Genomic DNA, 12,360 nt, shown 5'->3' on the forward strand with positions numbered 1-12,360 from the left:
AAGGGAAAATTGCCAGATCTTGAGTTCTGTTTTGAGAATGCTTAATAATCCAGTAAGCGCCCTGCTTGATTTAGCAAGTACTTAAATATAATTGACAGAAAGGCTCCAGCAAAAAGATTGCTGGGTTACGCCTACGCTTTTCGACTATTCCAACATAAAATGGTCTATTATTCCAATTCACAAGGGACGACGATATATAAGGGTGAAGTTACGCTCGACATTATCGCCAGAACCCCAATGTATTGGTAGGTTTCGGCCAGGCCAGTGGGCAGGCCAAAAGAATGCTGCTCACGGATCGGCTTTCAAGGTTATCGCGTGCACGATGGGGGAGACATGCGGTCTTCGAGACACCCGATAGGCTTTCCTGTCCCGCCGGGTCTTGGCGGGTGAGTTTCGTGTGCGTTCGATGGAACACGTCAGAAAATCCTTGATCCAGAACCTGTTTTTTGCGCGCGTCATACGTCGAACTGGGCTAAAGGGTTCCCCGGCCGGACCAGCGTCCATCGTGGAAGTGCCCCGCCGGCCTCCATCCTTCTAACGGGGCCTCGTTCCATGACCTCCGAACAGATATCACCGGACCAGCGCTATGCCGCGTTCCGCCATCGCTCCTTCCTGAGCTATTGGGCGGCGCGCTTCCTCACCACATTCGCCACCATGATCGTGTCCGTCGCGGTCGGCTGGCAGATGTACGATCTGACCCGCGACCCGCTCGATCTCGGGCTTGTCGGCATCGTCCAGTTCCTGCCTGCGCTGCTCCTGGTGCTGGTCACGGGGGTCGTTGCCGACCGTTTCGGCCGCCGGCTGATCATGGCGCTGGCGGTGCTGCTCGAGGCGATCTGCGCGCTCGCGCTGCTCATCCTGACCCTGCGCGGCATCAGCGGCCCGCTGCCAATCTTCATCGTGCTCGCCATGTTCGGCATTGCCCGCGCCTTCTTCGGACCGGCCTCGTCGTCGCTGTTCGCCAATCTGGTGCCGCCCCGGGATTTCGCCAACGCCATCGCCTGGAACTCGTCGGCCTGGCAGACGGCGACCATCGTCGGGCCGGTCGCCGGCGGCCTGCTCTACGGCGTATCGGCCGAGGTGGCCTATGGCACGGCCACGGCGCTGATGCTCGTCGCCGGGCTGCTGATCTTCACCATACCGAGGCCGGCGCAGCGCAGCGAGACCGACAAGCCGACCATGCAGACCCTGTTCGCCGGCTTCGGTTACATCTGGGGCGAGAAGATCGTGCTTGGCGCCATCTCGCTCGATCTCTTCGCCGTGCTGCTGTCCGGCGCCTCGGCGCTGCTGCCGATCTATGCCCGCGACATATTGCAACTCGGCCCTTGGGGGCTTGGTTTGCTGCGCTCGGCGCCAGGGGTGGGTGCCATCTGTGTCGCCATCTGGCTCGCTGGTCATCCTATCCGCAACCACGCGGGCCTGATCATGCTCGGCTTCGTGGCCGCGTTCGGCGCCTTTACGGTGCTGTTCGGCCTGTCGACCTTCACCTGGCTGTCGATCCTGGCATTGGCCTTCCTCGGCGCCACCGACATGTTCAGCGTCTACATCAGGGAAACGTTGATCCAGCTCTGGACCCCCGATCATGTCCGCGGCCGCGTCAACGCCGTCAATCAGGTCTTCGTCGGCGCCTCCAACGAGCTCGGCGAATTCCGCGCCGGCACCATGGCGGCGCTGATCGGCACGGTGCCTGCCGTCGTCATCGGCGGCGTCGGCGCCATTGCCGTTGCCGGCCTGTGGGCCTACCTGTTCCCGGCGCTCCGAAGGGTGCGGCACCTCAATGGACGAAACTGACGGGGCATCGAATTCAGGTCCACCGGTATCGGCGGGCTGCGAATCTGTGCTAAGCCGCCGCCCGACCAACCAAAGGACGATACCTGTGAGCGAACCGACCGTGGCTGAGGCAACCGAGAGTATCTATGTGTCGCTGCGGGCCGACAATGCCGATCTCGACGCCCATATCGCGACGCTTAAGGCAGCGCTGGCACGAGAGGGGATGAAGCAGGCGGTGTTCGATCCCACCAAACTGGCGCAGAACAACCGCTCGGGCCGCAAATTGATGCAGGCTTATTTTCGTCAGCGCGGCGTGAGCGTGACGTTTTCGAACTAGCAGGCGTTAAACGACCCGCCATCAGGGGATGGTTGTGCCGCGACCGCGCCGTCGGCCGCCGAAAATCAGCACCAGGAACTCGTCCAGCCAGCGCTTGAGGTGCATGTCCCAGATCAGCCTGCCGCCGAGATGGTCGCGGCCGGGCTGGGCGCCCGGCAATTCGAAGCGGTGCGCGCCGCGCACCACCCAGCGCTGCATCATCAGCCTGGTCAATTCGCCGTGGAACTGGATGCCCCAGGCATTGTCGCGGTAGCGGAAAGCCTGGTTGGGATAGGTCTCGGCGGTCGCCAGCAAGGTCGCGTCGCTGGGCAGCGAAAAACCTTCGCGGTGGAACTGATAGACCATTTCCGGCCAGCGCATCAGTTTCTGGCCCGCTTCCGTCGCCTTCAACGGATACCAGCCGATCTCGACAAGCCCTTCGCCATGCCCCTCGACCTTGCCGCCCAAATGGTTGACCAGCATCTGCGCGCCAAGGCAGATGCCCAGCAGCGGCCGGTTCTCGCGCAGCGGAACCTCAAGCCACTCGGTCTCGCGGCGGACGAACTCGTCCTCGTCATTGGCGCTCATCGGCCCGCCGAACACCACGGCCCCGGCATGGCCGTCGAGCGTCTCTGGCAAGGGATCGCCAAGCGGCGGGCGGCGGATGTCGAGATCGAAGCCCTCTTCGAGAAGCATGTGGCCGACGCGCCCGGGGCTCGAATTCTCCTGATGCAGCACGATCAGGATTCTCGGCTTCGAACGCGGCGGCATCGGCGGCATCGGCGGATGGATCCTATTCGTCGCTCGACGTTCCACGGGCCCCCGGCGCCGCGGCCGCCGCCTTGCGGCGCGCCTCGATGCGATCCTGGCGTTCGACGCCGATCAGCTCGGCAACGCGCCAGACCGTGTTGTCTTCCAACTCGTGCAGCTCGCCATCGGCATAGACGATCTCCCACATCAGGCCGATGAAAGCCTTGCGGCCTTCGGCATCGAGGTGGCGCTTCAGCACGCTGGTGAAGGCATAGAGGTCGATCGCCTCGTTGTCGGCGCGCTCGCCGGCGGCGGCCAGCGCGTCGAGCTCGTTGCCGCTGACCGAATAGGCCTGCGCCAGCACTGCCTTGAACCGTTCCCACTCGACGTCCTGGCGCACGCCGTCGGCGCTCATCACGTGGTAGAGCAGCGCCGAGGCTGCCACGCGCGGATCATCGGCGCTGGCGCGGGCGCCGGTGCCGGTCGGCAAATCCCTCAGAAACGACAAAACGCGTTCGAACATCGATCCATTCCCAAACGGCCGGGCCACCCAGCCAACTCAAAACAACCGGAACCGGCGCGGCGACTTTTCCGCCGCATCGTCCGGATCGACGCCGGGATCGTCCGGCAGGCGTGCCAGTTCCTGCGCCGGTTCGACGGCCTCGGCATCGGCGGGCACCGCGGCGAAAGCCTGCGCCGTCACCGGCCTGACGTGGTCCTGATCGTTCTCGGCCTGCTTGCCGGCCGTCTCGCCGCCCGGGCCAGCGTGATCGATCACCTCGACCGACTCTTCCTGCGCCGGCCTGCCCGGCGCCTCGATCGCCACCGCCGGGGCGTCCGGCGCATCGTCACGGCTGTCGATCAGCTGGCCGAGACGCTCCATCGGGGCGCGCCACTCGAAGGCGTCAAGCCGGCCGGTGACCGGCGATACCGGCGCCCAGCGCTCCGAGACGACGCCGTCGGCGACCCAGGCCGGGTCGCGCGGCGCCCGCACCGCCTTGGACAAGAGCTGTCGCACCTTGCCTTGGTCGCCCGTCTCGGCTTCTTCGATGTCGGCCAAAAGCAGATAGGCGCCCTCGCGGCGGTCCATCCGGATCGCCGCCTCGGCTTCGCGGCGGGCAGTCGCAAAATCCTGTGCATCGAGCGCGGCGCGCGCCACCGTCATCGAGGATTCGGCGTGGTTCTTCTTCATCTCCTGCAATTTCCTCGCCCGGTTGAGGCGATCGAGCACGGCGTCACCCGGCCTGGCATGGGTATAGAGCTCCGCTATCTCCGGATGCGGTTCGGCCCTCCAGGCTGTCTCGAGGATCTTCGAGCCCTTGCGCACGTCGTTCTGGCGAAACAGCAGCGTCGCAGCCGCGACCGCGGCCGGCGCGAACTCCGGCTGCAGCCGATTGGCCTCTATCGCCGCCGTGCGGGCAGCTGCGGGATCGCTGTCGGCGAGTGACTGCGCCTTGGCGGTCAACAGAACTGCGCGTCGGCGGTTGGCGGCGTCACGTTCGATCTGGCGGGTCGCCTTCTGCGCCTCGACCAGCTTCAGCGCGCCGTCCCAGTCGCCGCGCCCGGTCAGCTCTTCAAGCGTCGATTCGGCCGCCCAGGCCAGTTGCGGCGCCATGCAGGCGGCGCGCCCAGCATAGTGCCTGGCGGCATTGCGGTCCCCCAGGCGCTCGGCTTCGAGATAAAGCCCGCGCAGGCCGAGCAGCCGCATTTCGGGATCGTCGAGCATGCTCTCGAATTTCTGGCGCGCGCCTTCGTGGTCGCCTTCGAGCAGCGAAGCCTGGGCCTCGAGCAGATGGATCAATGGCTCCTGGTCGGAGCGGATCAGCTTGGCCGCTTCCTTGGTCTTCTTGCGGGCCAGCGCGCCGTCGCCGGCGCCGGCGGCGATCATGCCGGTCGACAGCGCCTGATAGCCGCGGTCGCGGCGCCGCACCCGGAAATAGCGCGAAATGGTGTAGGGGCTGTTCCAGACCGACTTGATCAGCCACCACAGGATCATCACCGCCGCGACGACAGCGACCACCGCCACCGCCGCCACCATCAGGCTGACCTGATACTGGTAGCCGTTGAAGGTGATGACCATGTCGCCCGGCCGGTCCGCCAGCCAGGCAAAGCCTAGGCCCAGCGCGAAGACGACGGCGAGGAAGAGCAGGATTCGGATCATCGCCAGTTCCTCACGCCTTCATCGCGCCTGATATCAGCGCATCGATCAGCGTCTCGACCTCGATGCGTGCCTTCAGCTTGCCGGCAAAATCGGCGCCGGCCGCCTTTGCAGGCGCGGGCAGCGTCTCATATTCTGTGAGCGCCTTGGCATAGTCGCCCTGATTGACCGCCACCTCCATGCGCGCAATGGTTTCCGGCGCGCCGGCGCCCTGGACAGCGCCGATCGGCCGGACCTTGACCAGCGATTCGGCGCTCGACAGAAGGTTCTGCAGCAGCCCGGCATTTTCGTCGACCGGCGTGGCCGCCGCGACCATGGCGTTGGCGGCGGCATCCATCTGCGATGCGATCTCGGTGCGGGTCTGGACGCCCTTTTGGGCGTAGGCGCGCAGAGCCGCAAGCTGCGGCGCGTCCGGCGCGATCGCGGCGAAGGTCTCGAGTTCGGCACCAAACGGCGCGCCACGGTCGAGCGCCGCCTTCAGTGCCGAAGCGGCGATGGCGAGCGCGACCTTCGGCTGTCCGGCCTGCGCCTCGACCTTGCCGGAAAGCTGCGCCACCGACTGCTCCAGCGCGGTGAGCCGGCCGTCCTGCTTCGCCGCCGCCTCGCCGGCCGATTTGACCAGCGCATCGAGGCCAGCCAGCCTTTCATTGAGCGGGCCGAGATCGACTGGAGCCGGGTTGCCGGCCTTGCCTAGCGCCGCAACCGCCGTCTCGATCTGCCTGACCTTGTCGCCAAGCGCGGCCAGCCCGGCATTGTCGCCCGCTCCGCCTTGCTCGACCGCCGATTTGAGCGCTGCGACATCCGTCCTGACCTGATCCAACGCCGCGGACAACCCGTCGACCTTGGCCGACGCACCGCCGTCGCCGGCTTGCCTCAGATCCGCGATCTCGGTTCTGAGCGCGCCGATTTCGCCGTTGACGCCTTCGAGCGAGACGCTGGGAGCGGACCCCGGCGCGCCGAGCAGGCCGGCGAACTGCAATCCGCCGGCGCCGACCAGTGCGATGACACCGCCGATGATGCCGGCCGCGATGCCGTTGACCCGCTTCGGCGGTGGCGGTGCGGATGCGGTTTTCCCGTTCCCCGCCGAGGCGCCGGTCACCCGCCCGGCCGGTTCAGGTTCGGCGCGCTTCGCCGAAGCGTCCTCGAAACTGTAGTCGAAGGCGCCGGCCTTGCCAGCGGCGTCCTCCGGGGAACCGGGGTAGGCTGCCGCCGGTTCGTCCGCCTTGGCGGCGCTTTCCGCGGATCGTTCCGATCGGGGCGCTGTCGCCTCGGCGTGCTCCCAGGGTTCTAGATCGGTGTGGTCGGCGTGCACAGGCTCTTCGGGCGCCTCCGGCTGCGAGGCGTTCGCGGCTTCCTCCGCCTTGGCCTCATCGGTTTGCGCCCCGGCCCTTGCGGCATTCTCGTCGGCGATGCGGGAAACGGCGCCGGGCTCAAGTTCGATGGTCACCGGCTCGCGGCGGCTTTTCGAATGTCGCATCTTCGGCGTCTTCACCATGCTTGGGCTCCGCAAATTCGCTTGGGGATGGTTCAAAGAGGGTCTAGCACATCACCAAGCGGTGAAAAGGGGCGGTGTGATGACGCGGCTCAGGACCCGGGCCGCAAAAGCGAAAGCAGCGCACCCTCGTCGGGCCGCGCGGCTATGTGGATGCGGTCGCCAGCGACGTCGCCAAGGACGGCGGCGATGCGATGCGACAGGGCAAAAACCCGCGTCTTGTCAAAGGCTTCATGCAGCGCAGGCCGCCTGACCAGGGCCTGCAGCGCGGTAGCCGCCCTGGCGGAATAGAGCAGCACCGCATCCGCGGTTTGCCCCGACAGACGGGCAAGCACGGCCTCGTCCGAATAGGTCACGGCGAGCGTGTCGTATGTCTCGACGGGGCGGACCCCGACGTCGGCAGCTTGCAGCCGCTGCTCGAATGCCGGGAAGCGCACGCGTCCGCAGAGATAGACAATGGTCTTGCCCTGGAATTCGCCGGCAAGACTGCCAGCAAGACCTTCGGCATTGCCGGGACCTTCGCTGACGGACAAAAATCCTGCTTCACGCGCGGCTTGCGCGGTCCTCTTGCCGACGGCATGGCAAGGCAAGTCCGAAAGCCGGGCGACGACCTCCTTAGGCGCAAAGCGCACGCCATTGGCGCTGGTCACCGCAACGGCCACGGCATTGCCGATGACGAGGTCCGTATCGATCGGCAAGGCCACCGTCTCGGTCAGCGGCAAAAGCAGCGGTAGAAACCCCATGTCCTTGAGCATTCGCGCGGTGCGGGAGGCGCCCGGTTGAGGCCGCGTCACCAGAACGCGCTGCACCGTCAGGCCCAGCCGTCGAAGAATGTCTCGCCGGCCCTGGCCCGCACCGTCCTTGCCGCCTCTTCACCGATGCGGGCGGCATCCAGCGCCAGGCCTTTCATCTCGACCATGTGCGACTGCGTGCCATCAGGCGAGATGATCAATCCCGCGAAAGAAAGGTCCGCGCCGTCTATCACGGCATGACCGGCAATCGGCGTGCGGCAGGAGCCGTCGAGGGCCGCCAGGAAAGCGCGCTCGCAAGCCAGCGCCTGTCCGGTCGGCAGGTCGTGGATGGCCGCCAGCATCTGTTCGACGTCGCCATCGCCTATGCGGGTTTCGATGCCGATCGCGCCTTGGCCCGGCGCCGGCGGAAAGATGTCGAGCGGGATCAGATCGGTGGCCACGTGGCCGAGCCCGAGCCGCTTCAGCCCGGCATGGGCGAGGATGGTGCCGGCGGCAACGCCTTCATCGAGCTTGCGCAGCCGCGTCTGCACATTGCCACGAAACATCACCACGTCGAGATCCGGCCGCATGCGGCGGATCAGCGCCTGCCGCCTGAGCGACGACGAGCCGACTTTGGCGCCACGCGGCAGGTCTGCAATCGTCTTAGCCGCCCTGCCGACAAAGGCGTCGCGTGCGTCCTCACGCGGCAAAAAGGCTGAGAGCTCCAGGCCGTCGGGCAACTGCGTCGGCATGTCCTTCGAGGAATGCACGGCAATGTCGATCGCGCGGGCGAGCAGCGCCTCCTCGATCTCCTTGGTGAACAGGCCCTTGCCGCCAGCTTCCGACAGCGGCCGGTCCTGGATGCGGTCGCCGCTGGTCGAGATGACGACGATTTCGAACGCTTCTTGCGGCAAACCATGCGCCGCCATAAGCCGCGCCTGGGTTTCCTGCGCCTGCGCCAGCGCCAGCGGGCTGCCGCGTGTTCCGATCTTCAAGATTGTTTGCATGGCGCGCGGTCCGTGATAACCCCCGGCAGGCGAAGTCGCCTTTTCCGGGCGTCTCCTACCGGGGAATGCCCCGATACACAATCCTTGGGGACAGCGACCAATTGATCCGCGTTCTGGGCATTGAAACGAGTTGTGACGAGACCGCCGCCAGCGTCGTGGCGCTGGAAGGCAATGCCGCGCCCAAAATCCTGTCCAATATCGTGCTGTCGCAGATCGAGGAGCATGCCGCCTTCGGCGGGGTTGTGCCGGAGATCGCCGCGCGCGCCCATGTCGAGGCGCTGGACGGCATTGTCGAGGCAGCCCTTGCCGATTCGGGCGTGGCGCTGGCCGACATCGATGCCATCGCCGCGACCGCAGGTCCGGGCCTCGTCGGCGGCCTCATCGTCGGGTTGATGACGGCCAAGGCGATCGCGGCCGCAACCGGCAAGCCGCTGATCGCCGTCAACCATCTCGAAGGCCATGCCTTGACGGCGCGGCTGACCGATGGGCTCGACTTTCCCTATCTCCTGCTGCTGGTCTCCGGCGGCCACACACAGATCCTGGCCGTGCGCGGCGTCGGCGACTACCAGCGCTGGGCGACGACCATCGACGACGCGCTCGGCGAAGCATTCGACAAGACGGCCAAGATGCTTGGCCTACCCTATCCCGGCGGTCCCAATGTCGAGAAGGCGGCGGCATCGGGCGATGCGGGTCGTTTTGCCTTCCCGCGTCCGATGAAGGGATCGGCGCAGCCCGATTTTTCGTTCTCCGGCCTGAAGACCGCTGTGCGCCAGGCGGCGAGCGCGATCGAGCCCTTGAGCGACCGGGACGTCGCCGATATCTGCGCGTCCTTCCAGGCGGCGGTGGCCGACGCGCTGGGCGACCGTGTCTCGCGCGCGCTCGCCCGGTTCCGCCGGGAATTCCCCGACACGGCCGCGCCGGCGCTGGTCGTCGCCGGCGGCGTCGCCGCCAACCATACGATCAAGGCGACGCTGGAACGGCTGTGCGCCGAGGCGCGCTTCGCCTTCGTCGCGCCACCGCTGAAACTTTGCACCGACAATGCGGCAATGATCGCCTGGGCCGGCATCGAGCGGATACGCGAAGGCCTGGCGCAAGAAAACGGTTTCGATTTCGTGCCGCGCTCGCGCTGGCCGCTGGACAGCATCTCCGCGCCGATGATCGGCTCGGGCCGGCGCGGGGCCAAGGCATGAACAAGGAGGGCATGAGCGAGGAAGGCATGAGCGGCATCGCGACCGCGCCAACCGGCTGGCGCGTTGCCGTGCTCGGTGGCGGGGCCTGGGGTACCGCTTTGGCGCTGGCCATGCTGCGCGCCGGCCATTTCGTCCGCCTTTATGCGCGCGACCCGGAGACCGTCGCCGCAATCGACCACGGCGAAAATCGACGCTATCTGCCTGGCATCGCGCTCCAGGCCGGCATCGTGGCGACGAGCAACATCCAAGCCGCGCTCGACGGTGCCGATTGCGTGCTGGCGGTGACGCCGGCGCAATCGTTGCGGGCGATGCTTGCTCACGCCAACGGCCATATGCCGGCCGGCGTCCCGCTGGTGCTATGCGCCAAGGGCATCGAGCGCGATACCGGCGCCTTGCTGTCGGCGATCGTCGGGGAAATCCTGCCGCGAAACCCGGTCGCCGCTCTATCCGGCCCGAGCTTCGCCACGGATGTCGCCCGGGGCTTGCCCACGGCGGTAGTGGTTGCCGCCCGTGACGAGGCGCTGGCGGCCAAGCTTGCCGCGCGCTTCTCGGCGGAAAATCTGCGTTGCTATTCGAATGATGATTTGATCGGCGTCGAGATCGGCGGCGCCTTGAAGAACGTTTTCGCCATCGCCGCGGGTGCCGTCACCGGCGCCGGGCTCGGCGCCAGTGCCCAGGCCGCCATGGTGACGCGCGGCTTCGTCGAACTGCGCCGCATCGGTGCCGCCTTCGGCGCCAGACCCGAGACGTTGATGGGGCTTTCCGGCCTTGGCGACCTGCTGCTCACCTGCTCGTCCACGCAATCGCGCAACTTTGCCTACGGACTGGCGCTCGGCCAGGGCAAGCCGCTTGGCGGGCTGCCGCTGGCGGAAGGCGTGCCGACGGCGGCGATCGCCGCCCGCATCGCCACCGAGCGCGGCATCGACGCGCCTATCATCGCCGCAGTCGCCGCCATACTGGACGGCACCATCACCATCCGGCAGGCTGTGGCGGCCTTGATGACCCGGCCGCTGAAGACCGAAACCGACGATTGATTCCAGCATCAGGAGACAGAGACATGTTGTTCGCGTTGATTTGCAAGGACAAGCCCGGAAGCACGCAAGTGCGCATCGATACGCGGCCGGAGCACCTCGCTTTTCTCGAAGGGCTGAACAGCGACAAGAAGCTGGCCTTCGCCGGTCCGTTCCTCGACGCCGACGGCAAGTCCAACGGCAGCCTCGTCGTCGTCGAAGCGCCTGACATGGCAGGCGCGCAGGCGCTGTCGGCAGCCGATCCCTATGCCAAGGCGGGACTGTTCGAAAGCGTCGAGGTCCGCCAGTGGAACTGGACCTTCAACAAGCCGGCGGCTAATTAATCGGCACAAGGCTGGAGGAGCAATACGAATGAACTACTGGTTGTTCAAATCCGAACCCTCGGTCTTCTCGTTCGAGGCGTTGAAGGCCAAGGGCAAGGCAGGCACGCAATGGGACGGCGTGCGCAACTATGCGGCGCGCAACAACATGAAGGCCATGCAGATTGGTGATCTCGGCTTCTTCTACCACTCCAACGAGGGGCTGAACGTGGTCGGCATCGCCGAAGTGTGCGCACTGGCTCATCCCGACACCACATCGGACGATCCGCGCTGGGAATGCGTCGACATCCGCGCCTTCAAGGATGTGCCGAACCCGCCGACGCTGGAGCAGGTCAAGGCCAATCCCAAGCTCGCCGACATGGCGCTGGTGCGGCTCGGACGGCTTTCCGTGCAGCCGGTGACGCCGGCCGAATGGAAGGAAGTCTGCCGCATGGGTGGCCTGACGCCGGCTCCGTGATGGTTCTCACGAGCCATAGCGCGGAACGCTTCATCCTCGACAATACGGCGCTGATGGCGCCGCCGCATGTGCCGGAGATTGCGCTGTATCTTGCCGACGAGGCGCATGATCTGTGGCAGCGGACGGAGGACGAGCTGGTCGAGATCGGGCTGCCGCCGCCTTTCTGGGCCTTTGCCTGGGCCGGCGGCCAGGGGCTTGCCCGCCATATCATCGACAACCCGGCCATGGTGCGGGGCAAGCGCGTGCTCGACTTCGCCTCCGGCTCCGGTCTCGTCGCCATCGCCGCGGCCAAAGCCGGCGCGGCAGGGGTGACCGCCGCCGACATCGACCCGTTCTGCGCCACGGCGGTCCGCCTCAATGCGCAAGCCAATGGCGTCGCCGTCGAATTCGTCCAGGATGACTGCGTCGGAACGGATGCGGACTGGGACGTGGTTCTTGCCGGCGATGTCTTCTACGACAAGCCGTTCGCAGACCGGCTGACGCCCTGGTTCGCGGCTCTGAAGCGGCGCGGCGCCGATATCCTGATCGGCGATCCCGGCCGCTCCTATCTGCCGCGGTCGGGGCTGGAACCGCTTGGCGTCTACCAGGTGCCGGTGACGCGGGCGCTCGAGGATGCCGAAATAAAACGCACCACCGTCTGGCGGTGGAGCACCGAGCGCCCGGCTTGACGCCGCCACTGAACAGGCGTTTCCATGAGCTCCGTATCAGAGGGGGATATCATGGATTTTTCAGCGGTTAACTGGCTGGCGGTGATCGTCGCCGCAATCCTGGCGTGGCTGTTCGGCGCCGGCTGGTACACCGGTTTGAGTAAGCCATGGCTGAAGGCTGCAAACTCGATCCGGCGACCATGAAGAAATCGTTGCTGCCGTTTCTCATCTCTTTCATCGCCGAGTTGGTCATGGCGCTTGTGCTGGCCCTGGTCGTCGGCGCGGTGACTGGCGGCGAGCCGACATTGCTGGCGGGACTGGTCTTCGGTTTCGTGCTTTGGCTCGGCTTCGTCGCAACCACGCTGTCGGTCAATCATCGCTACGAGAATTTCGGCTGGGACCTGACCGTCATCGACGGCGGCCACTGGCTTGGCGTGCTGTTGATCGTCGGCGCCGTGGTCGGCTGGTTCGGCGCCGCAGCGAGTTGAAGG

The 12,360-nt window shown here is 66.2% G+C and carries 13 protein-coding genes and 1 pseudogene; 8 read left to right on the top strand and 6 right to left on the bottom strand.

Going from position 1 to position 12,360, the window contains the following annotated elements; all coding sequences use genetic code 11:
* The first annotated feature begins 552 nt into the window (after positions 1–552).
* Together FJ949_RS03105 and FJ949_RS03110 are read left to right on the top strand one after the other, a co-directional pair.
* Positions 553–1,791 (top strand): MFS transporter, encoded by a 1,239-nt coding sequence (locus tag FJ949_RS03105; protein WP_140492624.1) that lies wholly within the window; start codon positions 553–555, stop codon positions 1,789–1,791.
* Positions 1,792–1,876: 85 nt separating this feature from the next.
* Positions 1,877–2,107, top strand: a complete 231-nt coding sequence (locus FJ949_RS03110; protein ID WP_140492627.1) for a hypothetical protein — start codon at positions 1,877–1,879, stop codon at positions 2,105–2,107.
* 21 nt (positions 2,108–2,128) lie between these two features.
* Here the strand turns inward: FJ949_RS03110 and FJ949_RS03115 are convergent, their stop codons facing one another.
* From FJ949_RS03115 to hemC, 6 genes are all read right to left on the bottom strand, one after another.
* A complete protein-coding gene (locus FJ949_RS03115; protein WP_140492630.1) occupies positions 2,129–2,857 on the bottom strand; it encodes a glutamine amidotransferase in 729 nt (242 codons plus the stop codon).
* A gap of 22 nt (positions 2,858–2,879) precedes the next feature.
* Positions 2,880–3,359, bottom strand: coding sequence for a TerB family tellurite resistance protein (locus FJ949_RS03120; protein ID WP_140492633.1), 480 nt, complete (start codon positions 3,357–3,359; stop codon positions 2,880–2,882).
* 36 nt (positions 3,360–3,395) lie between these two features.
* Positions 3,396–4,997 carry a heme biosynthesis protein HemY gene (locus tag FJ949_RS03125; RefSeq protein ID WP_140492636.1) on the bottom strand — a complete coding sequence of 534 codons (1,602 nt, stop codon included), beginning with the start codon at positions 4,995–4,997 and terminating at the stop codon, positions 3,396–3,398.
* A gap of 10 nt (positions 4,998–5,007) precedes the next feature.
* Positions 5,008–6,489 (bottom strand): mitofilin family membrane protein, encoded by a 1,482-nt coding sequence (locus FJ949_RS03130; protein ID WP_140492639.1) that lies wholly within the window; start codon positions 6,487–6,489, stop codon positions 5,008–5,010.
* Positions 6,490–6,578: 89 nt separating this feature from the next.
* Positions 6,579–7,295: a uroporphyrinogen-III synthase gene (locus tag FJ949_RS03135; protein WP_140492642.1), complete on the bottom strand. Its 717-nt coding sequence runs from the start codon at positions 7,293–7,295 to the stop codon at positions 6,579–6,581.
* Between the two features lie 2 nt (positions 7,296–7,297).
* A complete protein-coding gene (gene hemC / locus FJ949_RS03140) occupies positions 7,298–8,224 on the bottom strand; it encodes a hydroxymethylbilane synthase (RefSeq protein ID WP_140492645.1) in 927 nt (308 codons plus the stop codon).
* Between the two features lie 104 nt (positions 8,225–8,328).
* Between hemC and tsaD the strand changes: the two genes are divergently transcribed.
* From tsaD to FJ949_RS03170, 6 genes and pseudogenes are all read left to right on the top strand, one after another.
* Entirely contained in the window at positions 8,329–9,414 is a 1,086-nt protein-coding gene (tsaD, locus tag FJ949_RS03145) for a tRNA (adenosine(37)-N6)-threonylcarbamoyltransferase complex transferase subunit TsaD (protein WP_181172086.1), read from the top strand.
* The gene (locus tag FJ949_RS03150) at positions 9,411–10,448 is read left to right on the top strand and encodes an NAD(P)H-dependent glycerol-3-phosphate dehydrogenase (protein ID WP_224646542.1); all 1,038 of its coding nucleotides are present in this window, start codon (positions 9,411–9,413) and stop codon (positions 10,446–10,448) included. The genes tsaD and FJ949_RS03150 overlap by 4 nt, the downstream gene beginning before the upstream one ends.
* A gap of 23 nt (positions 10,449–10,471) precedes the next feature.
* Positions 10,472–10,768 carry a YciI-like protein gene (locus FJ949_RS03155; protein ID WP_140492651.1) on the top strand — a complete coding sequence of 99 codons (297 nt, stop codon included), beginning with the start codon at positions 10,472–10,474 and terminating at the stop codon, positions 10,766–10,768.
* A gap of 28 nt (positions 10,769–10,796) precedes the next feature.
* A complete protein-coding gene (locus FJ949_RS03160) occupies positions 10,797–11,222 on the top strand; it encodes an EVE domain-containing protein (protein WP_140492656.1) in 426 nt (141 codons plus the stop codon).
* On the top strand, positions 11,177–11,890 hold the full coding sequence (locus tag FJ949_RS03165; RefSeq protein WP_181172075.1) for a methyltransferase: 714 nt from the start codon (positions 11,177–11,179) through the stop codon (positions 11,888–11,890). The genes FJ949_RS03160 and FJ949_RS03165 overlap by 46 nt, the downstream gene beginning before the upstream one ends.
* Positions 11,891–11,941: 51 nt before the next feature.
* Positions 11,942–12,357 (top strand): annotated as a pseudogene (locus tag FJ949_RS03170) (DUF1761 domain-containing protein).
* Positions 12,358–12,360 lie beyond the last annotated feature (3 nt).

It is taken from the genome of Mesorhizobium sp. B2-4-1 (assembly GCF_006442185.1).
Classification (GTDB): Bacteria; Pseudomonadota; Alphaproteobacteria; order Rhizobiales; family Rhizobiaceae; genus Mesorhizobium.

Coding starts and splice junctions, on each gene's coding strand:
- FJ949_RS03105 (WP_140492624.1), top strand. CDS start 553: ATGACCTCCGAACAGATATCACCGGACCAGCGCTATGCCGCGTTCCGC.
- FJ949_RS03115 (WP_140492630.1), bottom strand. CDS start 2,857: ATGCCGCCGCGTTCGAAGCCGAGAATCCTGATCGTGCTGCATCAGGAG.
- FJ949_RS03120 (WP_140492633.1), bottom strand. CDS start 3,359: ATGTTCGAACGCGTTTTGTCGTTTCTGAGGGATTTGCCGACCGGCACC.
- FJ949_RS03125 (WP_140492636.1), bottom strand. CDS start 4,997: ATGATCCGAATCCTGCTCTTCCTCGCCGTCGTCTTCGCGCTGGGCCTA.
- FJ949_RS03130 (WP_140492639.1), bottom strand. CDS start 6,489: ATGGTGAAGACGCCGAAGATGCGACATTCGAAAAGCCGCCGCGAGCCG.
- hemC (WP_140492645.1), bottom strand. CDS start 8,224: ATGCAAACAATCTTGAAGATCGGAACACGCGGCAGCCCGCTGGCGCTG.
- FJ949_RS03150 (WP_224646542.1), top strand. CDS start 9,411: ATGAACAAGGAGGGCATGAGCGAGGAAGGCATGAGCGGCATCGCGACC.
- FJ949_RS03155 (WP_140492651.1), top strand. CDS start 10,472: ATGTTGTTCGCGTTGATTTGCAAGGACAAGCCCGGAAGCACGCAAGTG.
- FJ949_RS03160 (WP_140492656.1), top strand. CDS start 10,797: ATGAACTACTGGTTGTTCAAATCCGAACCCTCGGTCTTCTCGTTCGAG.
- FJ949_RS03165 (WP_181172075.1), top strand. CDS start 11,177: ATGGAAGGAAGTCTGCCGCATGGGTGGCCTGACGCCGGCTCCGTGATG.